General features: G+C 57.6%; 16 protein-coding genes and 3 pseudogenes. 13 read left to right on the top strand and 6 right to left on the bottom strand.

Annotation, left to right across the window (positions count from 1 at the left end; translation table 11 throughout):
- Positions 1 to 162 precede the first annotated feature (162 nt).
- Positions 163 to 264 (bottom strand): annotated as a pseudogene (locus EYC95_RS21495) (SAM-dependent methyltransferase); the annotation flags it as partial.
- A 277-nt stretch (positions 265 to 541) separates the two neighbouring features.
- Between EYC95_RS21495 and EYC95_RS21490 the strand changes: the two are divergent.
- From EYC95_RS21490 to EYC95_RS21480, 3 genes are all read left to right on the top strand, one after another.
- On the top strand, positions 542 to 1,072 hold the full coding sequence (locus EYC95_RS21490; protein ID WP_131062127.1) for a tetratricopeptide repeat protein: 531 nt from the start codon (positions 542 to 544) through the stop codon (positions 1,070 to 1,072).
- A 66-nt stretch (positions 1,073 to 1,138) separates the two neighbouring features.
- Positions 1,139 to 1,624, top strand: coding sequence for an RNA polymerase sigma factor (locus EYC95_RS21485; RefSeq protein WP_256656986.1), 486 nt, complete (start codon positions 1,139 to 1,141; stop codon positions 1,622 to 1,624).
- Positions 1,621 to 2,388, top strand: a complete 768-nt coding sequence (locus EYC95_RS21480; RefSeq protein ID WP_131062125.1) for an anti-sigma factor — start codon at positions 1,621 to 1,623, stop codon at positions 2,386 to 2,388. Before EYC95_RS21485 ends, EYC95_RS21480 begins: the two co-directional genes overlap by 4 nt.
- Before the next feature lie 171 nt (positions 2,389 to 2,559).
- Here EYC95_RS21480 and EYC95_RS21475 read toward each other — a convergent pair whose 3' ends face one another.
- Positions 2,560 to 3,861, bottom strand: a complete 1,302-nt coding sequence (locus tag EYC95_RS21475) for an ATP-binding protein (RefSeq protein ID WP_131062124.1) — start codon at positions 3,859 to 3,861, stop codon at positions 2,560 to 2,562.
- Positions 3,862 to 3,864: 3 nt separating this feature from the next.
- Positions 3,865 to 4,566, bottom strand: a complete 702-nt coding sequence (locus EYC95_RS21470) for a response regulator transcription factor (protein WP_109631796.1) — start codon at positions 4,564 to 4,566, stop codon at positions 3,865 to 3,867.
- A gap of 260 nt (positions 4,567 to 4,826) precedes the next feature.
- On the opposite strand from EYC95_RS21470, the gene EYC95_RS21465 reads away from it, so the two are divergent.
- From EYC95_RS21465 to EYC95_RS21440, 6 genes are all read left to right on the top strand, one after another.
- Positions 4,827 to 5,984, top strand: coding sequence for an efflux RND transporter periplasmic adaptor subunit (locus EYC95_RS21465; protein WP_131062123.1), 1,158 nt, complete (start codon positions 4,827 to 4,829; stop codon positions 5,982 to 5,984).
- Between the two features lie 14 nt (positions 5,985 to 5,998).
- Positions 5,999 to 9,097: an efflux RND transporter permease subunit gene (locus EYC95_RS21460; protein WP_131062122.1), complete on the top strand. Its 3,099-nt coding sequence runs from the start codon at positions 5,999 to 6,001 to the stop codon at positions 9,095 to 9,097.
- Between the two features lie 192 nt (positions 9,098 to 9,289).
- A complete protein-coding gene (locus EYC95_RS21455) occupies positions 9,290 to 9,931 on the top strand; it encodes a DUF1345 domain-containing protein (RefSeq protein ID WP_131062121.1) in 642 nt (213 codons plus the stop codon).
- 76 nt (positions 9,932 to 10,007) lie between these two features.
- Positions 10,008 to 10,847 (top strand): AraC family transcriptional regulator, encoded by an 840-nt coding sequence (locus EYC95_RS21450; RefSeq protein ID WP_131062120.1) that lies wholly within the window; start codon positions 10,008 to 10,010, stop codon positions 10,845 to 10,847.
- A 49-nt stretch (positions 10,848 to 10,896) separates the two neighbouring features.
- Positions 10,897 to 11,514: a LysE family translocator gene (locus tag EYC95_RS21445; RefSeq protein ID WP_131062119.1), complete on the top strand. Its 618-nt coding sequence runs from the start codon at positions 10,897 to 10,899 to the stop codon at positions 11,512 to 11,514.
- A 167-nt stretch (positions 11,515 to 11,681) separates the two neighbouring features.
- Complete coding sequence (locus EYC95_RS21440; protein ID WP_131062118.1) at positions 11,682 to 12,164, top strand: RHS repeat protein; 483 nt, start codon at positions 11,682 to 11,684, stop codon at positions 12,162 to 12,164.
- 64 nt (positions 12,165 to 12,228) lie between these two features.
- Here EYC95_RS21440 and EYC95_RS21435 read toward each other — a convergent pair whose 3' ends face one another.
- The 3 genes from EYC95_RS21435 to EYC95_RS21425 form a co-directional block, all read right to left on the bottom strand.
- A complete protein-coding gene (locus EYC95_RS21435; protein WP_131062117.1) occupies positions 12,229 to 14,481 on the bottom strand; it encodes an autotransporter outer membrane beta-barrel domain-containing protein in 2,253 nt (750 codons plus the stop codon).
- 340 nt (positions 14,482 to 14,821) lie between these two features.
- A complete protein-coding gene (locus EYC95_RS21430) occupies positions 14,822 to 16,759 on the bottom strand; it encodes a hypothetical protein (RefSeq protein WP_131062116.1) in 1,938 nt (645 codons plus the stop codon).
- A gap of 48 nt (positions 16,760 to 16,807) precedes the next feature.
- Complete coding sequence (locus tag EYC95_RS21425) at positions 16,808 to 17,614, bottom strand: hypothetical protein (protein ID WP_131062115.1); 807 nt, start codon at positions 17,612 to 17,614, stop codon at positions 16,808 to 16,810.
- 229 nt (positions 17,615 to 17,843) lie between these two features.
- Here EYC95_RS21425 and EYC95_RS21420 point away from each other — a divergent pair, with 229 nt between their 5' ends.
- From EYC95_RS21420 to EYC95_RS21405, 4 genes and pseudogenes are all read left to right on the top strand, one after another.
- A complete protein-coding gene (locus EYC95_RS21420) occupies positions 17,844 to 18,872 on the top strand; it encodes a LacI family DNA-binding transcriptional regulator (RefSeq protein WP_131062114.1) in 1,029 nt (342 codons plus the stop codon).
- 154 nt (positions 18,873 to 19,026) lie between these two features.
- Positions 19,027 to 19,807: pseudogene (locus tag EYC95_RS21415) on the top strand (sugar phosphate isomerase/epimerase family protein).
- Positions 19,800 to 20,801, top strand: coding sequence for a sugar kinase (locus EYC95_RS21410; RefSeq protein ID WP_131062113.1), 1,002 nt, complete (start codon positions 19,800 to 19,802; stop codon positions 20,799 to 20,801). Before EYC95_RS21415 ends, EYC95_RS21410 begins: the two are co-directional and overlap by 8 nt.
- 105 nt (positions 20,802 to 20,906) lie before the next feature.
- Positions 20,907 to 21,832, top strand: a pseudogene (locus EYC95_RS21405) (MFS transporter); the annotation flags it as partial.
- Between the last annotated feature and the right edge of the window lie 436 nt (positions 21,833 to 22,268).

Genomic DNA, 22,268 nt, shown 5'->3' with positions numbered 1-22,268 from the left:
GTCCGGACTATAACAAGGCATTGCCTGGGGGAGTAAGGCAGCGGTTCGGCCAAAAGCGGGACTGGCGTTGGATTCTCGACTGTCTGGGCCGGCCTCATCGCGAGCAGGCTCACTCCTACATTGGATCTGTGGCGTTCAAAAGTCCCCTGTCGCACCGGCGATTCAACGGCCCTTCACCGCCACAAACGCCACCGTTTCATAAGGCACCGTCACCACCTCCTTCCCGCGCAATTCAGGCTCCCCGGCAATCAACGCCCGCAACTGGTCGAATGCTGTCGAGCATGCGTTTCGATTTGAGCTTTCCCTGCAATTATCGTCCGAAGGAAATGAATAATTGTTCACGCTGCGGTGTTCTCCTTTCAGCGCCCCATGAGTATTGTCCGTGAGCAATCTGTTCCAACGTTGCTGACGTTCGATAAAGCAAGGGTTCGGTCTTCGGCGGCCTGCATGCGGTAATTACGGCCCACGCGACAACAGCTTGCGCCGGATGCTGCCGGGGCGTGGTTTAAACTGGAACGAATTAACCCGTGGAGCATCGTTCATGACTCTCCGTTTTGCTGTTTTCACTGCCCCGTTGCTGCTCGCCGTTGCCCTGTCCAGTTCGCTGGTCCTGGCCGATGGCGACGATGATGCCCCGGCCAAGCCTGACTGCCCCAAAGGGCAGGTGTTCGACACCCAGTCGCAGAAGTGCGTCATGCAAACCAGCAGCCTGGTCCCGGACGCCGACCGCACCGACTACGCTTATCGCCTGGCCAAGGACGGTCGTTACGAAGAAGCTTTGGCGCTGCTCGACACACTCAAGAATCCGAATACTGCCATGGCCCTGAACTATCGCGGCTACGCCACGCGTAAACTGGGGCGCACCGACGAAGGCATCGGTTATTACCTGCAATCGGTCAAACTCCATCCGCAGTATGCGCAAGTGCGTGAATACCTCGGCGAAGCTTACGTGGTCAAAGGTCGACTGGACCTGGCGCAAGAGCAGTTGCAGCAGATCAAATCGATCTGTGGCAGCACGTGCGAGGAATACCAGGACCTGGCCGAAGCCATCAACGATTCATCGAAAACCTGACACCCCGAACAGACGGAGGTCGCCATCGCCAGCGATGAGGCAATACGGGCAGAGCTGGGCCAGCATTTGGCGCGTTTATGGCGTTACGGCCTGCTGCTGTCCCGGCAACGGCATGTGGCCGAAGACCTGGTGCAAGCCACCTGCGTTCGCGCGCTTGAGCGTGCCGGGCAGTTTGTCCCCGGCACCCGCATGGACCGCTGGCTGTTGAGCATTCTGCATTCGATCTGGCTCAACGAAGTGCGCGCCCGGCGGGTGCGCCAGGGTCAGGGTCTGATCGATGCCGAGAGCCAGTTGTCGTTTGACGGAGAGTCCGTGGCGCAGACCCATGTACTCGCCGCCCAGGTCATCCGCCGCGTCGACGCCCTGCCCGAGGCGCAGCGCGAAACGGTTTACCTGGCTTACGTCGAAGGCCTGTCGTATCGCGAGGTCGCCGAGGTGCTGCAAGTGCCCATCGGCACCGTCATGAGCCGCCTCGCCGCCGCCCGGGTGAAGCTGGCCGAATACCCGCCATTGCACACAGTACCGAACCCTTTTACGGGAGAACGTCGATGAACGAACACGCGACACCTTCGGACGAGCAACTGGTGGCGTACCTCGACGATCAACTTGATGTCGACCAGCGCACCCGCATCGACACGGCCATTGCCGAAGACTCGACACTTAACCTGCGCCTGCAATGGCTTGCCCGCAGCAGCCTGCCGTTCAAGGAAGCCTACGACGAACTGACTCAACAAGCGCCCGTCGACCGCTTGCAATCGATGCTCGACACCTTGCCTTCACCTGAACGCCCGGCCATGAATCGACGCTGGTTCCTCGCCGCTGCAGCAAGCCTGGTGGTGAGCGGCGTGGTGGCGGATCGATTGTTTATGGGCTGGCAATCGAGTCAGGAAAAGAGCAACTGGCGGGGCCTGGTCGCCGACTACATGTCGCTGTACGTGCCGCAAACCCTGGAGCACCTGCCCGTCGATGACACTTCGCAGCGGGCGCAATTGCGCACCATCGACGCGCGACTGGGCCTGAGCATGACGCCTGCGCAACTGGCCCTGCCACGGGCCGAATTGAAGCGCGCTCAAATCCTTGAATACGATGGCGTACCTATCGCGCAGATTACATATCTGGACCCGGCACATGGTCCGATTGCCTTGTGCGCTACACGTTCCAACAGTGGCAGCCGGCATTTCGCCCATGAGATTCGGCACGAGATGAATGTGGTGTATTGGGCAGACATGGAACATGCGTGGATGCTGATCGGGCATAACCCGGCGGCGGAACTGGAGGTCATGGCGAAGTTATTGCGAAGCCGGCTTAGCGCGTAAGGCTGCCACTAACGTTTTAGCAGCTGTCGAGCCTGCGAGGCTGCGTTCGAGTGCGGAGCACTCGCCAATCCGGTACACGCGGTTTTCCTGATAGAACCGGTTGCCTGATTTTGCGACTGCTTCGCAGCCGGACGCAGCCTCGCAGGCTCGGCAGCTGCTACACAGAGTGCGTCAGGTTGAGGTGGGCAGCCACAACCGGAAGCGCGCGCCACCCAACGGTGAAGGCTCCACGGTCAGTGTCCCGCCCTGCGCTTCCAGCGCTCGACGACTGATCGCCAGCCCCAGACCAAACCCTCCTGTGGCCCGGTCACGGCTGCGGTCCAACCGATAAAACGGTTCAAAGATCCGCTCCCGCTCGTCATCGGGAATGCCGATACCGTCGTCATCGACCCAGATCTCACACCCCTTCGCGCACACCTGAACGCCAATCTGAATGCGCTTTTCGCAATAGCGCATGGCATTGCGCAACAGGTTCTGAATCGCGCGAGCCGTCAGTCGCGGGTCCAGCACAAAGCGTTCAAGTTGGCCATGCAGCAGCACGTCGATCACGATTTCGGGAGAATCGAGCTCTTCATCGACGCTGCCCAGAATGCTGTCGATGAACTCATCCAGCGACACTTCGACCTGTTCCGGCGAGCGCACCGGGTTCTGCAATCGGCTGTAGGACAGCAGTTCCAGCACCAACTCATCCAGTTCACGGATGTGCGCGACCAGCCCTAAAAGCCGCTCGCGACTGGCGGCCGGTAAGTCGTCGGACAGCGCCAGGGCCAGGCCGAAATCCAGGCGCGTGAGCGGTGTGCGCAGTTCGTGGGAGACGGCGTTGAGCAGGTCGCGCTGCTGGTTGAGCAGGTTTTCGATGTCGCCGGCCATGGTGTCGAAGACGTTGGCCAGGCTGCCGATGTTGGAATGCGGGGAAATCTGTGTGCGCTCGCCGAGGTGGCCTTTGCCGAAACGCTCGGCGGCGCCTTTGAGGCGTTCCAGGTCACGCCAGTGCGGGCGTAGCCACAGCAACAGGCAGGCGAGCATGGTCGCCCCGATCAGCACGTTGATGCTCCAGTACAACAGGCTGACGTCCATCGGGTCCGGCGGCACGACCATTTGCACGACCGTCGTCTTGTTCAACGGAGCCACTGCCAGGGTGCGCCAGCCCCAGTCGCCGATGCGCACGACCTTCTCGTCGCGCTGCAAACGTTCTTGTTCATCGAGGGTGAAATCAGGGTCGTCGTTGCCGGTCAGGACGATGTGCAGCGGGGAGAATTCCTTGTCCATCTCGCTCGCCAGCGCCGGCCATTGCGCTTCGGGCACGGCGCGGAACTGTTTGACGATCAGGGTTTGCAGCCCGCGCGAATAATCGAGGTTGTAGGTGACAAACCGCTCATGAAAAACCTTGATCACCAGGTCCGGCACCAGGTAAATCGCCGCGCTGAACGAGACAATGGTCACCAGGTACAGGCGAAACAGTATCCTGAACATCTCTCAGCATTCCCACTCGGAACGGCTGAACAAGTAGCCCTTGCCCCACACGGTTTTGATCTTGCGCGCCTCGCCCGCGTGGTCGTCGAACTTGCGCCGCAACTTGGAAATCGCCACGTCCACCGAGCGGTCGGTGCCGTTGAATTCGATGCCGCGCAGGCGTTGCAGGATCTGGTCGCGGCTCAGCACTTCGCCGGCATGCCGGGCCAGCACCACCAGCAGGTTGTATTCACCGCTGGACAGCTCGACGAGTTGTTCGCGCCAGGTCACGGTGCGCTCCGACAGGTCGATGCACAGGTTGCCCATGAGGATGCGGTCGTTGGCGGTCTGCGGTTCGCTGAGGCTGCTGCGGCGCAATAGCGTGCGCACGCGGGCCAGCAGCACACGGGGCTCGCAGGGTTTGGTGACGTAATCGTCGGCGCCCATTTCCAGGCCCAGCACCTGGTCGTGGCTGTCGTCCCGGGCGGTCAGCATCAGGATCGGCAGCGTGGCCGAATCCGCCCGTAGCAAGCGGCAGACTTGCAGGCCATCGAGCCCCGGCAGCATCAGATCGAGGATCACCAGGTCCGGCGGATTGACCCGGGCCCGCTCGCGCACGTGGTCGCCACGGCTGATCACACTGACGCAATAGCCATTGCGTTCCAGGTAGCTGGCAATCAGTTCGGAGAGCGCGGTGTCGTCTTCGACCAGGAGGATGTTGGGCATGGGGTGTTTCCAGAAAGTGCAGTGGCGACCTTTAGGGCCTCTTCGCGGGCAAGCCTCGCTCCTACAGTAAATGCGTTATTTCGAAACTGGCGCATGACCTGTAGGAGCGAGGCTTGCCCGCGAAGCGGTCGCCAAGGATATACGCCCCTGTACGCCTATGAGTAAAACCCTTACACAATTTCACACAGCACCAACAAAGCTTCACCGCTACTCTCCTCGCCTCCCCGTAGGATGCGGGCAGTCATTATTGGGGTATTTACATGTCAAAGAACCTGCTTGCCAAGCTCAGCCTGGTGGCTCTGGCGTTGACGCTGAGCGCTTGTGACAAGTCCTCGAGCGCCGAAGAACAGGCGCCTCTGGCCACGGTCCGCGTCGAAACCGTCGAAGCCCGGCCCCTGTCGATCACCAGCGAGTTAAGCGGGCGTATTGCTGCGCCACGGATTGCCGAAGTCCGCGCCCGGGTTGCCGGCGTCGTGTTGCAACGCGCCTTTCGTGAAGGCAGCGACGTGAAAAAAGGCGATGTGCTGTTCCGTATCGACCCGGCACCGTTCAAGGCAGACCTGGACAGCGCCGAAGCCGCGCTGCGCAAGGCTGAAGCCAATGCGTTTCAGGCAAAGCTGCAAGAACAGCGTTATGCCCAGTTGATCGAAGGCAACGCCATCAGCGGCCAGGATTACGACAACGCCCGGGCCAGCGCCCGGCAAACCGCCGCCGATGTCGCTGCCAGCAAAGCCGCCGTGGATCGGGCGAAACTCAACCTCGGTTACGCCACCGTCACTGCGCCGATTTCCGGACGCATCGGCCGTGCGCTGGTCACCGAAGGGGCGCTGGTCGGGCAGAACGAAACCACGCCGCTGGCACTGATTCAGCAGCTGAATCCGATTCACGCCGACCTGACCCAATCGACCCGCGAACTCAACGACCTGCGCCGCGCCTTCCGTTCGGGCCAGTTAAAGGAAGTGGGTCAGGGTCAGGCCAAAGCCACGCTGATTCAGGATGACGGCAGCCTCTACCCGCTGCCGGGCAAGTTGCTGTTCACCGACATCACTGTCGACCCGGGCACCGGCCAGATCATCGTGCGCAGCGAATTCCCCAACCCGGACCTCGACTTGCTGCCGGGCAGCTTCGTTCGTGTACGCCTGGAGCAAGCGGTCAATCAGCAAGGCATCAGCGTGCCGCAACGGGCCATTCAGCGTGACAGCGCCGGTGTTGCCCAGGTGTTGGTGCTCGACGCCGAGCAGCGCATCGGCCAGCAACCGGTAGAACTGGGCGCCGTGCAGAATGATCGCTGGATCGTCACCACAGGCCTCAAACCTGGCGACCGCATCGTCACTGAAGGCCTGCAACATGCCAAGCCCGGTGAAAAAGTCCAGATCGACAACACCCCTCTTCCACTTGCCCAGGTTTCTGGTCAGTAAGCAGGACGCTTTTTATGCCGCAGTTCTTTATCGATCGCCCGGTATTCGCCTGGGTGGTTGCCCTGTTCATTCTGCTGGCCGGTGCGCTGGCCATTCCACAGTTGCCGGTGGCGCAATACCCAGACGTCGCTCCGCCGCAGATCGAAATCTATGCCGTGTACCCCGGGGCCTCGGCTCAAACCATCGATGAAAGCGTGGTCAGCCTGATCGAGGAAGAGCTCAACGGCGCCGATCACCTGCTGTATTTCGAATCGCAAAGCAGCCTCGGCAGCGCCACCATCAAAGCCACTTTTCAGCCGGGTACCAACCCGGAGATGGCCCAGGTCGACGTGCAAAACCGTCTGAAAGTGGTGGAGTCGCGCCTGCCGCAAGCGGTCAATCAGCAAGGCTTGCAGGTGGAGAAAGTCTCCGCCGGTTTCCTGTTGTTGATCACCCTGACTTCCAGCGACGGCAAGCTCGACGATGTGGCGCTCAGTGATTACCTGGCGCGCAACGTGATGAACGAGATCAAGCGTCTGGACGGTGTCGGCAAGGCCCAGTTATACGGCGCCGAACGGGCGATGCGCATTTGGATCGACCCGCAGAAGCTGATCGGTTTCAACCTGACGCCGGCCGACGTCAACGCCGCCATCGTCGCGCAGAACGCTCAAGTCTCGGCCGGCAGCATCGGCGACTTGCCGACGCGCACCACGCAGGAAATCACCGCGACGATTCTGGTGAAAGGCCAATTGTCGACGCCGGAAGAGTTCGCTGACATTGTCCTCAAGGCCAATCCCGACGGTTCCAGTGTGCGCATCAAGGACGTGGCGCGGGTCGAGATCGGCAGCGAGCAATACCAGTTCGGCACGCGCCTGAACGGCAAGCCTTCCACCGCCGTCAGCGTGCAGTTGGCGCCGGGGGCCAATGCGCTGAGCACCGCGACCCTGGTGCGAGCGAAGATGGATGAACTGGCGCGCTATTTCCCGGCGGGCGTGGAATACAAGATCCCGTACGACACCTCGCCTTTCGTCAAAGTATCGATCACAAAAGTGGTTTACACCCTCGGTGAAGCGATGCTGCTGGTGTTTGCGGTGATGTTCCTGTTCCTGCAGAACATCCGCTACACGCTGATCCCGACGCTGGTGGTGCCGGTGGCGCTGATGGGCACGTTTGCGACCATGCTCGCGCTGGGCTTCTCGATCAACGTGCTGACCATGTTCGGCATGGTGCTGGCCATCGGCATTCTGGTGGACGACGCCATCGTGGTGGTGGAAAACGTCGAACGGATCATGGCCACCGAGGGCCTGTCGCCCAAAGAGGCGACGCGCAAGGCTATGAAGCAGATTACCGGGGCGATCATCGGCATCACTCTGGTGCTGGTGGCGGTATTTATTCCAATGGCGTTCATGCAGGGTTCGGTCGGGGTGATTTACCGCCAGTTCTCGCTGTCGATGGCCACTTCGATCCTGTTCTCGGCGTTCCTGGCGCTGACCTTGACCCCGGCGTTGTGCGCAACGCTGCTCAAGCCGATTGCCAAGGGCGAGCATCACGAAAAATGCGGTTTCTTCGGCTGGTTCAACCGTGGTTTCGAACGATTGACCGCGCGTTATCAAGGCTGGGTCGCCTATGCGCTGAAACGCACCGGTCGTTATCTGCTGATCTACGGCGTGCTGCTGATCGGTCTGGGCCTGTGCTTCAGTCGCCTGCCGTCCTCGTTCCTGCCGGTTGAGGATCAGGGCTACACCATCACCGACATTCAGCTACCACCGGGGGCGAGCAAAAACCGCACGGTGCAGGTCGTGGAGCAAATTGAAGCCCACAACGCCACTGAACCGGGCGTTGGCGACAGCACGGTGATCCTCGGTTTCAGTTTTTCCGGCAGCGGACAGAACGCCGCGCTGGCATTTACCACGCTGAAGGACTGGTCGGATCGGGGCAGCGACGACTCGGCGAGCTCGATTGCCGACCGTGCCAACATCGCGCTGAGCCAGATCAAGGAAGCCGTGGCCTTCTCGGTGCTGCCGCCGCCGGTTGACGGTCTCGGCACCTCCAGCGGTTTCGAGTTCCGCTTGCAGGACCGTGGCGGCCTCGGTCATGCCACGCTAATGAAAGCGCGCAGCGATTTACTCGCCGCAGCCGAGAAAAGCCCGATCCTGATGAACGTGCGCGAAAGCGCGCTGGCCGAAGCGCCGCAAGTGCAACTGGAAGTCGACCGCAAACAGGCCAACGCGCTGGGCGTGTCCTTTGCCGACATTGGCAACGTGCTGTCCACGGCGGTCGGTTCGGCCTACATCAACGACTTCCCCAATCAGGGGCGGATGCAGCGGGTGGTGGTTCAGGCCGAAGGCGATCAGCGCAGTCAGGTGGCCGATCTGCTAAAGATCCACGTGCGTAACGATGCCGGAAAAATGGTGCCGTTATCGGCGTTTGTCCAGGCGAAATGGACCCAGGGCCCGGCGCAGTTGACGCGTTACAACGGCTATCCGGCGATCAGCATTTCCGGCGAGCCGTCGCCCGGTCACAGCACCGGGGAAGCCATGGCGGAGATCGAGCGGCTGGTTGCGCTGGGGCCTGCCGGGTTGGGTCAGGAATGGACCGGGCTGTCTTTGCAGGAACGTTTGTCCGGCACCCAGGCGCCGATTCTGCTCGGGTTGTCGCTGTTGATCGTGTTCCTGTGTCTGGCGGCGTTGTATGAAAGCTGGTCGATTCCGACCTCGGTGTTGCTGGTGGTGCCGCTGGGTGTGCTCGGCGCCGTGCTGGCGGTAACGCTTCGCGGAATGCCCAACGACGTGTTCTTCAAGGTCGGGCTGATCACCATCATTGGCCTGTCGGCGAAGAACGCGATCCTGATCATCGAATTTGCCAAGAGCCTGTACGACGAAGGCCATGACTTGATCGACGCCACACTGCAAGCCGCGCGCCTGCGACTGCGGCCGATTGTGATGACGTCGCTGGCGTTCATTCTAGGCGTGGTGCCGTTGGCGATTGCCACGGGCGCCAGTTCGGCCAGCCAGCAAGCGATCGGTACGGGGGTGATTGGCGGAATGATCACGGCGACGCTGGCGGTGGTGTTTGTGCCGGTGTTTTTTGTGGTGGTGATGAAGCTGGTCCGCAAACGCCATAAAGTCACCTAAACAACACACATCCCTTGTAGGAGCGAGGCTTGCCCGCGAAGAGGCCGTTACATTCAGCCTGGAGGTCGACTGACATTCCCTCTTCGCGGGCAAGCCTCGCTCCTACAGTGTCTATCGTCGGCCTGAACGTTATGGCCACAACGCATGACGCTGGGCTAAGGTGTTTGCATAACCCCGGCCCATCGAGCACTCATGCCCTTCCTCGCCCGCACCCACCCTCGCCTGTCCGCCGCCGCCACCCTGGGTGTCGCGGCAGGCATTCTGGCTCCGGCCGATTCGGTCATCAGTAAAATCCTCATTGGCTGGAATGTCGGGGTCTGGACTTACCTGATCCTGATGTTCTGGCTTGCCGCACGCGCCAAGGCGCCCGACGTGAAACGCATTGCCGAGGTCGAAGACGAAAACGCCGGGTTGGTGTTGCTGGTGGTGTGCATTGCAGCACTGGCCAGCCTCGGCACCATCACCTTCGAACTCGCCGGGAGCAAGGAGCTGGAAACCGCGAGCAAATTGCTGCGCTACGGCTCCACTGCGCTGACGGTGATCGGGTCATGGTTGCTGATTGGGGTGATTTTCAGCGTGCATTACGCCCGTCTGTTCTACACCTGGGACGGTGAAGACCTGGCGTTGCGCTTTGCTGAAGGTCTGGAAACCCCCAATTACTGGGACTTTCTGTATTTCTCTTTCACCATCGGCGTGGCGGTGCAAACTTCGGATGTGGGCGTGGCGACACGGAGCATGCGCAAGATTGTGCTGGCGCAATCACTGATCGGTTTTCTGTTCAATACGGCGATTCTGGGGTTCTCGATCAACATCGCTGCAGGGTTGTTTGGCTGACCGTTGCACAAACGTTCTAGTCATTATTCCCGGCGCGGGCGTTAAATAAATCGGCAATCCGTCTCGCAGGTGCAGCATGACCACTCACAATTGGCTCGATTTGGTCCAGGACGGCGACACCGGCATCGAGCCCCTGCGCGCGCATTTCGAGGGTCACGCTTACGATCCGCACTGGCATGACAGCTACCTGGTGGGCGTGACCGAGCAAGGTGTCCAGCAGTTCAATTGTCGGCGTGCCAGGCACCAGAGCACGCCGGGAAAAGTGTTTTTGCTCGAGCCGGGGGACATCCATGACGGTGAAGCCCCCACTGAAGGCGGCTTCACCTATCGGATGCTTTACATCGACCCGTTGTGGCTGGAGCGCGAATTGAGCGGTCTGTTTGAAAACGCACCGCTCAACGGTCAGTTGAGTTTCGCCAACACCCTGACCAGCGACCCTGGACTGGCCCGGACTACCTGTCTGGCATTTGAAACCTTGCATGGCGGCGAACTGAAGATCGTGCGCGAGACGGCGCTCGACGGTTTGCTGGAGCGTTTGACCAGTCACCTGCACTGGCGCACCCGCTATGGCGAAGACCCGCGTCTGCCGCTGGTGGCCCAGAGGGCTCGGGAGTACCTGCACGCCAACGCTCAATACGACATCGGCCTTGACCAGCTCGCCGCTGCAACAGGCGTCGACCGCTTCCGCCTGACCCGTGCGTTCAAGGCGGCCTATGGGCTAGCGCCCCACGCCTATCTGGTGCAACTGCGCCTGTCCAAGGCTCGGCGAATGCTCGCCAGCGGCGCGCAACCGGCGGCAGTGGCGATGGAGTTGGGTTTTGCCGATCAAAGTCACTTGGGGCGCTGGTTCGTCCGGGCTTATGGGTTGACGCCAGCGCTGTACCGCAAGCGCTGCTCAAATGTTCCAGACGCTTGAGGCAGATATTGTGAGGATCGACTCCTGAATCATTTACGGAGCCGCTTCCATGCCGTCCACTGTCCCCACGCTGTTACCTTTCTTGCTGTTTGCTTTTGTTGCCTCGATCACGCCGGGGCCGACCAATATTCTGGTGTTGAACAACAGCGCCCGGTATGGCTTCAAAGCCACACTGCCCATCATCTTTGCCGCCTGCGCCAGTGCTGCACTCATCGTTCTACTGGTGGGTTGTGGCATGGGTGAGTCCCTGCCGCGGATCCCCCTGCTTCAAACCGCACTGCAATGGCTTGGGGTTACCTGGTTGAGTTACCTCGCCTGGCAGATTTTCCATTCGACGCCAGAAATCCGCGATCCGGACTCACACGATAATCGTCGACGTCCAGGTGCTGTAACGGCAGCAACCCTGCAATGGATAAATCCAAAAACCTGGATGATGACGATTGCGGTCATCAGTGTGTTTGCCGGCAACGGTTCCGATCGTTTGCATCAGGTCCTGAATTTGAGTTTTGTTTTCTTCGCGATAGCGCTGCCCTGTATGACTACCTGGGCGCTGCTTGGATCAAGTGTCAATCAATGGCTGCATTCAACCAAGGCCTTGCAAAACTTCAATCGCTCCATGGGTTTATTGCTGGCTGGTTCGACGTGGCTTAGTGTCTGGATCGGATAATAAAGAACTTCTACCACCACCAACACTCAGAAAAAAATCACACTTTGAAGGCGCTGTAAACTGTCAGGCTTGACAGTTTACAGCAGCATCCAATGGCGGTTTTATACCCCATCCCGAACGTTTTATTAATAGCGGGATATCTTGTCATGACTAGGGAGACCGTATTGATGAACATGATCACGCAGAAGCTAAGAAACGCCGTGGGCGCTGGAAATTGTAAAGGAACAATAAACGACACCGAAGTATTCGACGCCAGCCTTGTGGAACTCTCAGAGCACACGTTCCCACCGCCTCATGGCGAGGCTCACATGTTGTTTGCTCGTCATCGCAAGCCCGATCCGGAGTACACGACGAAAGAACTCACCCTTTCATTGTCGAAGGGACTGGAAAATACATCCTACGATCTGAATCCAGAGTCGCATCAGGTTCGCCTGACCTTTGTTGACAACAGCAATCCAGAAAAAGCTGTTGTTTACACTCAGATTTCAGGAACAGCCGAGCTCGAATACGATGACGTTTCGGGTATATTTTCGGGGACTTTGAAAAAGGCAGTCGTCGTGAATCGAGACGATGATGACCTCAAACAGCTGACTCTTGATGTGGACTTTTCTGCCAAGGGAGCCATCGGCTACCGAACGTTGGCGGCATAACTGATGATCTGACAAATTGAAAAGGAAGCATTGCTTCCTTTTTAATTAATCATTACAGAGTGACTTACCACAAATAACGAAGGCCTAAATTGACCCCATAAGGTTGTTCGATGTATTGACCGCTACTGTATTCAAAGTCCGCATGCATATTAAGATTTTTTGTCATCGCTACAGCGATACCCGCCCCCAACTCCGCGCGGGAACCTGACAGATCGTTATTGAAAACGTTGTTGTTGACCTGCACCTCATTGTTTTTTGCGAACTCATGAGCCCATGCAGCGCGTAGGTACGGCTGTACCACACGTCCCTGCCCCAGTTCTATATTTCGACCGGCGGTCGCCCCCAACTTTCCGATAAACGAACGTGAACGATCTCCTTCAGCTCGCAAATCGTTGCTCAGGGAATAGTCCTTGCCTTCAATGACCACGGCAGACCATTGAGTGAAGGGTTCGAGGAAGTTGCCATTGGCAAAGGTGATGTGTTTGCCGAACTCGAAAGATCCACCCAGCCCCGAGTTGTCATAGTCTCCCTTGGCCCGGGCACCATCGCTCAACCCCACCTTTGCGTCATTACGGAAACGGTTTGCCTTCAGCACACCATCAAAGTAGTAGCCTGTCCGGGCATCCAGCCAAGTGACGTACGTACCCAGGTAGTAACTTTCCACACTGCCTGAGGTGCCGGCATTCAGGTTGAGATTGGATTGACTACGCCCACCCATCACCCCGACTAACGATTGACCGTCTCCGAAGGGCAGCAGAACATCCGCACCCAAGGTAAAACCTTGCTGGGTTTGTTGATAACCGACACCCGAGCCATCGGCGACGTTGTATTTGTTGGCATATGTACGTCCCCACGCGCCTGCCTGGCGGCGATCGAAACGCAGTTCCCCCATCCGAGTACGCAATGAGGTCAGTTCACCTAGCCAAACGGTCGATGCGGTATTGAACAGTGCAAGTACAGATCGTGCGCCAGGACTCACTGTCCGGGTGCTTGGATCGAGTATCCAGTCATTGCCGCTTTTGGCCAGACCGTAAGAAAAGGTCCCCAGATTAACCGCGCCGTTGACCAAAGAAAAATTCGCATCGCCCCCGGCAGTCTGCACGACACGGATAGGTTGACCCGCCGCTGGATCCAGGCCACTGCTGGTGATCAGCAGTTCATGACTGCCAGTGGCGCTTCCGCTGACATTCAGCAAGTCAGTTCGGCCCGTACTGAAATCCGTTCCCATCACGAATCGACCGTTGCCGGAGAGGTTGGTCACGTTCAGTTGATAGAAAGCGTTCGTGCCTCCAAACACCACCGATCCGCCGCGGTTGAGAACAAGCGTGTCAACGTCACTGTTTTCCACCATTACCCATCGGGAAGTGTCGTTAATCGTGGTGCTGGCGATATTGTCCAGGCGTCCGGTCAAAACCGAATTGTTTTGCAGGACCAGTTGAGTGGTACTGCCTTGCTCGGAAACAAAATTCCCGTCCAGAGTACTGCCATTGACGGTCATGGAGACGTTGGCGCCGCCTCTCACGTCCAGCAACGTCTCGTTACCGGCCAGCAACCTGGAGTTGGTCAGCGAGATGGTTGCAGGCAGCGTTGAAGCGTTGTTGAAATCGACAACGATCGCCGAACCGGAGTGACCTTGGACAGTGCTGCTTTCAAGTGTCAATACGGCAGGTTGTGCGTCATTCACATCAACATCAATACGTACACCGTCTTCTCCGCCTGCAAAAGTGCTGTTACTGGCAACAGCTTGTCCACTGCTCAGTCGAAGACCGTAACTCGTGGCACCGGTGCCTTGAATGATTGAATCGCTGATGTCGAGACTGCTATGAGCGCTAACCAAGGCCCCCCCCAAGACACCCGTGATAGTGCTTTTGCCCGTCACGACGACGTTCGAACCGGTCTGAGTCGCTGTGTTGCGAACCGCCTGCAGTCCTAGACGATTACCCGTAACAGTGCTGTTATCGATGGTCGCATCGCTATTGGTCAGCAGGACAGCAGCAAGACCGCCAGCACCTGCGACGGTGGCGCCATTCAGATTGACGATCGACCCATTACTGGCCGAAATCTGCTGTGTGGTACTGCCTGTGTTTACATTGAGTGTCGAATTGTTGGAGCTGATGGCCAGTGTCCGGGCGCCATTGACTGTCAGTGTTGCCTGCTGGCTCAAGCCCCAGCTTTCTGGTACACCGCCAGTAATGGTGACATTCCCACCAACTATGGGTGCGGCGCTCGCGTATGAGCCAAAGAGTGTCAGCAGCGATAGACTCGTTGCTGTCAGTCCACATGTTTTACTGACGTTCGATAAAACAATTTTTCTCACCGGGCACCTGCCTTAAATAACAATCTGGCGCTGACATTTAGAGCACGCCAGCTATTTGAGCAGCGCTAGAATAGCTAGACATATCGCGGCTTTCTGTAGGACTTTTCTGACTTTTACCGGTGAAAGCCCATCAGAATTACGCGCTAACACCCACTTGAAGGAATAAAAAGATGGCGAGCGCACTGCGCTCGCCGTGGTATTACAATCAATCTCCAGGAAGCGTTTCCTCGCAATATTTGCCTTGGTTATCTGTCAGAAACACCACGTGCTCAGCAGGCAATGAATCAGGCGTTGGATTATTCCCTGCTCCCCCTCGCGAAATGGAATAAGTGATTCTACCTTAGCCGAGATGGGCGGGTTTAAAGTGAGTGTCATACACGCCGATTTGAATCAATGCTCCCGCATCAGGATACGTTCCGGTAATAGGGTAAGCCTGTGTAGTGTCTGCGCCCGGAATGGGGGCTGGTGGGTTTGCAGTGCTATATGGCACCCATTTCACGGTAATTGTTTCTCCATCAACGGTGTACGTATTTTTCGGTACTCGCACCGTCAGGTTGCGCCGTGGCGACCCGTCCCCAGGATTTCCGACGGCAGGAAAGTTTAGTGTCGGGCAGCTGATCCTTCTAAGCAGCCCACCCAGATATAGAACTTCCGGTGCAACCATTTCGATCGGGAACTCTTCTACTAAGATGTCTTTTGGTCTGGATTGCGTTGGATTAACCCCGGTTAGCGTAAACAAGGTGTAGCGCAATACCTTGGTTCCGCTTTGCTGTGCAAGCACTCTCGCCCAAGGCAAAGGAATTGTAAGAGTTGTATTTTCCTGGCCAGCCGTCAACGCAATGGTATTGCCAATCTTGATGTCATCGTAAAAGACATCAATCAACCAGCCTTCTTCCGTTGGAGGATCAGCAAAAAGAGCAATCTTGATTTTGATTCCATTATCGCCGTAATCCGTTTCGAGAATTTCGTCGATGCTGCCGGCTGTCGTCTCCAACTCCGGAGCCTCCAAACCAATAAGAATTGGATCAGGACCAACAAATGAAACATCCACGTCGATGGTCGCATTTTGGGTGGCTATCTCACGGAGTGAACGAAACATTTTATAACTGATTACTGTCGCCACACTTCCATCGGTATTGCCATACACCTGTTTTACAAGATCATAGCTGGCAGAGAACGAAAGTTCGGTATTCGTTCCTACTCGTTGTTCCGTAGTAATCGGCGTCCCCCCCCAATAAACGACTATTGTGTCGGACTCTGCATTGGGCGTTGGTACGGTCACCTTGACTTCAACGCCGCGGCTATCAAATTGAATATCAGCCAGGTCGATCAGGCCATCGCCACTCGGACCGTTTGCCAGCGGAATCACTGGTGGCAATATAACGCTCGGATCCGGCAGGATAACTACGGTTCGCTGGCTGGGATTTGATCGTTTTCCCCGGTTGCCAGGCAGGTCTCGCGCGCGATAGATAAGCCGTTTCGTGCCCTCATTCGCCTTAAACACGTCAGCCGGAATCAGCGCTCCACCTTCCGTCAATTTACCTTCAAACACCGGGGTGTCGCGGTCAGGATCAGGTGCATCTCCCCAATAAAATTGGTAGATGTCAGTTAGGTGATAGGTCGGGGAGACGGCAGGCTTGACAAGAATCCCCGTCTTTCCTTCCAAGTAAGCCTCATCGATCGGGTCGTTCGGTCCCAAATCCGCCGGCCACGAAGGGGCTCCCGGCGTGCGGTCTGCAGGCGGATTTTTTATTTTGTATGGATAGGTGCGGTCAATGGCGTATGTAACTGGGGGCGAAATTGACTCGTTGGTTCCGTTCGCATACAACAGGTACCGAAACTCATATTCAGTCGGCGCTTCTGGAGTGGTGTCCTCAATCATGTAACTCAGCGGAATTTCGAAAGGCACAGCCCAGTCCCTTCCAGCAACTGGACCCAACTCGATGTAATGTGGGTCAGGCAGAAAATTATCCCAGTCGGGAGCTCCTTTTTTTCGAGCCTGTGGCAATAGTAGATCGTCATCGTATTCAGCGGTGGGTTGGGGTACGGTGTATTGCAAGGGCGATTGCAATTTGTCGATGGGTATACGCAAATCACCACCAGGTAAGGTTTGCGCCAACAATGTAGGAAGCGGAGCATCAGAAAGAATACTGTTGCGCCGAGTGCTTCGCTCTTGAAGCACTGTCATTCTGGACATTTTCGCTTGTTCAACTTTCGCATTCATTTTTTTCATCTCCATTGCGTTCACAATTAATTGCGATACGACTCCAAGAAACATCAGCCTCTTCGCACGCGTTGAATGTCACCCTTAGTATCCATGCCGAGCTCATGGCCCGCATGGAAGATCATTGCCACTTATAATTCTGTCGATTTTTACCAGCGCAACTTTCGACGTCCCTACAAGCTTTGCCCCGCGAAACACGCGATAAATGACAGTGGCAGAATCATTGTCCACCATCGGTTTTATATGAATATCGTAGGGTTCGATGACCAAGGAATACCCTTCCCGTATGTCTTGATCACTTAACGAGGCTCGGATAACAACCTTTCGTGCGCCGCTGATTTCCGAACCACTTCCATTCAGTGTTGAAAAACCGCGCCAAAGTACTTCGCATCTATCACCGGCGCGAAATTCCGGGAGCGCCGGAATATCGACTTTCACCCCGTCCCATAATGGAGGAATCGTTGCGCAATTCAGATACCCCCAGAGGTTGGCATGTGTAAACCCGGCTTCTTTCAGATTCTCAGGAACGGGTGTGTGGTCAATAGTCAGTCGACGCTTAAAGGATTTCGAGGTATTTCCGGCGCTATTCTCAAGTTCATACCACAACTCACCTGCACCATTATTTCTCAGATGTTCCGGGCCAATTCGAATAATGAACTCCGGCCTCAAATCCACGGATGTATAGGTATTAATGATTATTACCGGAACTTGCCCTGGCTGTTCAAAGCGGACCGTCAGCGTATCGATCTCACCCGGATCCTTCGCTGGTTCTGGCCATAAGGGAATAACCACTTCAATACCACTCAGCAGCAATGGAAGCGGAATATTGCCGTCCGGATCGACCTCTGCATCAAGTACTCCAATAACTCTCGGCGTTTCGAATGTAAGAGGTGTGGTGTCAGCAGCCATGCCGTCAATCCTTTTCGCGAGGGTTAAACACGCTCTGGTATCGAAAGCAACCGTTGCACGAATTAGGCGCTGAGTTTGAAAGGCTGACTACTGTCAGATCTGACAGGTAAGGCGACCGTTTGTCGGATTCGTCACTGGACTACCTGGTGCTCAGGCTTGACGCAACAATGGGAATGATGCCTTCTGAAAACGGTTTCACAACTGATATCAATAATAAGGTGCAGCCTCTGTGAACGACTTCTCCGCCGCCCAACGCAGCCGCGTCACCATGCTAGATGTGGCCGAACACGCCGGCGTCTCCAAGGCCAGCGTCTCGCGCTTCATCGGCGATGACCGCGCCCTGCTCTCCGATGCCATTGCCTTGCGTATCGAGCAAGCCATTGCCGAACTGGGCTATCGCCCCAACCAGATGGCTCGTGGCCTGAAGCGCGGGCGCACTCGCCTGATCGGCATGTTGGTGGCCGATATCCGTAACCCTTATTCGATAGCCGTGATGCACGGGGTGGAAACCGCCTGCCGTCAGCACGGTTACAGCCTGGTGGTGTGCAACACCGATCGCGATGACGAGCAGGAACGCCAGCATCTGGCGTTGCTGCGCTCGTATAACGTCGAAGGCTTGATCGTGAACACCCTTGGCCACCACCGCGATGAGTTGCGTGAACTGCATCGGGAAATGCCGATGGTGCTGGTGGATCGCAAGGTCGAGCAGCTTGAGAGTGATCTGGTCGGTCTGGACAACCCGGCAGCCGTGGAAATGGCCATCGCCCATTTGCAGGAACGCGGTTATCGCGACGTGCTGATGGTGACTGAACCGTTTGACGGCACTAGTTCGCGGATTGAGCGGGTCAGCAGTTTCAAGGCGCAGATCGGGCAGCGTCCGGCGCTGACCGGCGCAGTGGTGGAAAACGGTAGTGATTTGACTGCGCAGCTGAAAACCTTCCTCGACACATCTGGCTCGGGGCCGAAAGCGCTGTTCTGTGCCAATGGCATTGCGGCGCTGGCCGCTACCCATTCCTTGCGTGAGTTGCAGTGCAATCTGTTTGAGGATGTCGGGGTGATCGCGCTGGATGATCTGGATTGGTATCCGCTGGTGGGCAGCGGGATCACGGCGCTTGCCCAGCCGACGGCGGAGATTGGCGCGAGTGCGTTTGAGTGTTTGCTCAAGCGGTTGCGCGGGGATGACGGGGCGGTGCGGACGATGGATTTTGCGGCGCGGTTGGTGGTGCGTGGGTCGACCGCGTTGCGTGTTGCAGTTTGAGGACGCCTTCGCGGGCAAGCCTCGCTCCTACAAGAGCACCGCATACCCCTGTAGGAGCGAGGCTTGCCCGCGAAGAGGCCCTTAAAAGCCCCACATAATTTAAGCAGTCATTTTTTTTGAACAAGAATGAAACCGGTTTCAGAGGTGCAAAACAATGAATAAACCACCCGTCTCCATCAGCCTGTCGAGCTACGGCGCCGACCTGGTACGCCAACGCGGCCAAGGCAGTTTTATCGCCGTGTTGGCTGCAGCCAGCGCCACGCACATTGAATGGCGCGAAGAGCTGCTCACCGATGAAGACCCGCTGCAACTGGCCGACGCTACTCAATCCCAAGGTCTGGAAAGCATCTATTCGTCGCCAATGGAATTGTGGCTCGCCGGTCAATCGAAACCCAATCCTGAACTGCTCACCACCCTCCGGCGCGCCGAAACCTTCGGCGCCAAATGGCTGAAAGTCTCCCTGGGTTACTTCACCGACAACAACGATCTCCAGGCCTTGAACCGAATCCTCGCGCAAAGCCCGGTGCAGCTGCTGGTGGAAAACGACCAGACCTTGCACGGCGGCCGTATCGAGCCGTTTCAACGCTTCTGGCGAAGTCGAGCAGCACAACCTGCCGATCAAAATGACCTTCGATATCGGCAACTGGCAATGGCAGGACCAGTCCGCCGCCAGCGCTGCGCGGTTGCTCGGCCGGCATGTTGGCTACGTGCATTGCAAAGCCGTTGCACGCCGGGCCGACGGCAAACTGGTCACCGTCCCGCCGGCTGCCAGTGACGTACATCTGTTGGAACAACTGCTGCGGCACATGGCCCAAGGCGTTATGCGGGCGGTGGAGTATCCGCTGCAAGGCGATGACTTGGTGCAGTTGACCACCGACCACGTGGCCACCCTCGCCCGCCTCGGCCAATCCCGCCTGGAGCATGCTCATGCCTGAGTTCGATATCCTCTCGTTCGGCGAAACCATGGCGATGTTTGTCGCCGAACAGAACGGTGACCTGGCGTCCGTCAGCCAATTTCACAAGCGCATTGCCGGGGCCGACAGCAACGTCGCGATCGGCCTGTCGCGGCTGGGTTTCAACGTGGCGTGGTTGAGCCGGGTGGGTGCCGATTCGCTGGGGCGGTTTGTCGTAGACACTTTGGAAAAAGAAGGCCTGGACTGCAGTCATGTCGCCATCGACCCGGCGCACCCGACCGGGTTTCAGCTCAAGTCCCGCACCGAGGATGGCAGCGATCCGGCGGTCGAGTATTTCCGTCGCGGTTCGGCGGCCAGTCATTTGTCGGTGCAGTCGATCTCCCCGCCATTGCTCAACGCTCGGCATTTACACGCCACCGGTATTCCTCCGGTGCTGTCGGCGTCTGCCCGGGAAATGTCGTTTGAACTGATGATTCGCATGCGCAATGCAGGGCGCAGCGTGTCCTTTGACCCGAACCTGCGCCCGAGTCTGTGGGCCGATGAGCAATTGATGATCAGCGAGATCAATCGCCTCGCCGCCCTCGCCCATTGGGTACTGCCGGGGTTGAGTGAAGGTCGGTTGCTGACCGGGTATGAAGACCCGGCGGATATCGCGGCGTTTTATCTCGATCAGGGTGCCGAAGCGGTGGCCATAAAACTCGGGCCACATGGCGCGTATTACCGCACGCATCAGGATGAGGGGTTCGTCGCGGGCGTGCCGGTGGCAACGGTGGTCGACACGGTTGGAGCCGGCGATGGCTTTGCCGTCGGCATGATCAGCGCGTTGCTGGAAAACCACAGCTTTGCCGATGCCGTGCAGCGGGCCAACTGGATTGGCAGCCGGGCGGTGCAGAGTCGGGGGGATATGGAGGGGTTGCCAACCCGGCTTGAAATGTCCGTCGAGTTTGAGTCCGCCATCGCGAGCAGGTCGAATCGTCGCACCGTCACTCCCACAGGGGATTTGTGTTTGACCTAGATCCAATGTGGGAGTGAGCCTGCTCGCGATGAGGCCCGCACAGTTACTGAAGATTTGTAACCCGTTACCTGCTGCGACAAAAACAACAAGCTCAGGAGCACCATCATGAAAACCGCATCACTCGCCGCCCGCCGCTGGTGGTACATCATGCCATCGTCTTCATCACCTACAGCCTGGCGTATCTGGACCGCGCCAATTACGGGTTCGCTGCCGCCTCCGGCATGGCCGCCGACCTGATGATCACGCCGGGCCTGTCGTCGATGCTCGGCGCACTGTTCTTCCTCGGTTACTTCTTCTTCCAGGTGCCGGGTGCGATCTATGCGCAGAAGCACAGCGTGAAGAAGCTGATTTTCGTCAGCCTGATCCTCTGGGGCGGGCTCGCCACGTTGACCGGCATCGTGTCCAACGCCTATTGGCTGATCGTCATTCGCTTCATGCACGGCGTGGTCGAAGCCGCGGTGATGCCGGCGATGCTGGTGTACCTGTGCCACTGGTTCACCCGTGCCGAACGCTCGCGGGCCAACACTTTTCTGATCCTCGGCAACCCGGTGACCATGCTCTGGATGTCGGTGGTGTCGGGTTACCTGGTGCAGCATTTCAGCTGGCGCTGGATGTTCATCATCGAAGGTTTGCCGGCGGTGCTGTGGGCGTTTATCTGGTGGCGTCTGGCCGATGACCGTCCGGCTCAGGCCAAGTGGCTGACTGACCAGGAGAAGCAGGATCTGGAAAGCGCCCTCGCCGCCGAACAGGTCGGCATAAAAGCGGTGAAGAACTACGCCGAAGCCTTCCGCTCGCCGAAGGTGATCATCCTCGCGTTGCAGTTTTTCTGCTGGAGCATTGGGGTCTACGGTTTCGTGTTGTGGCTGCCGTCGATCCTCAAGGCCGGTGCGCAGATGGACATGATCGAAGCCGGTTGGCTCTCGGCGCTGCCCTACCTGGCCGCGGTCATCGGCATGCTCTTGGTGTCCTGGGGCTCGGACAAATTGCAGAAACGCAAACGCTTCGTCTGGCCGCCGCTGCTGATTGCCTCGAACAATTCTGGACCCTAGCTAACAGTTAGCTTTATTTTTACCCATATAATTCAATAGCTTAATGTTTCTAACTATTTTGCATTCATTTCGCGCAGTTCACGTGGTTAAGCGGTCGTCCACTCGTGTGCGGTAAATTCGGGGCGAATAGAGAAAACGGAAAAAATCGTACGCTAAGTGGACAATTGCATCGACTTGCCCTACCTGTCTGCATGGCCACTGACCAGCAAATTGCGTTCGTACAGATCATGGTGAACGGGTGCGGATAGGTGTTGCCATGGTGGTTTGATTGCACTCCACATTCAGTCTATCTGTAGTGGTCTAATGAAACCGGACACCCATTTAGGCGAGAATGCTCGCCAGATCGAGGTGTCAGATGACCAAACAACGCCGTTCCTTTTCTGCTGAATTCAAACGCGAGGCTGCCGAACTCGTGCTC

Source organism: Pseudomonas sp. BGI-2 (genome assembly GCF_004310295.1).
Taxonomy (GTDB): Bacteria; Pseudomonadota; Gammaproteobacteria; order Pseudomonadales; family Pseudomonadaceae; genus Aquipseudomonas.
Note: the sequence above shows the minus strand (reverse complement) of the source record. Positions and strands in the feature narration are given on the sequence as shown.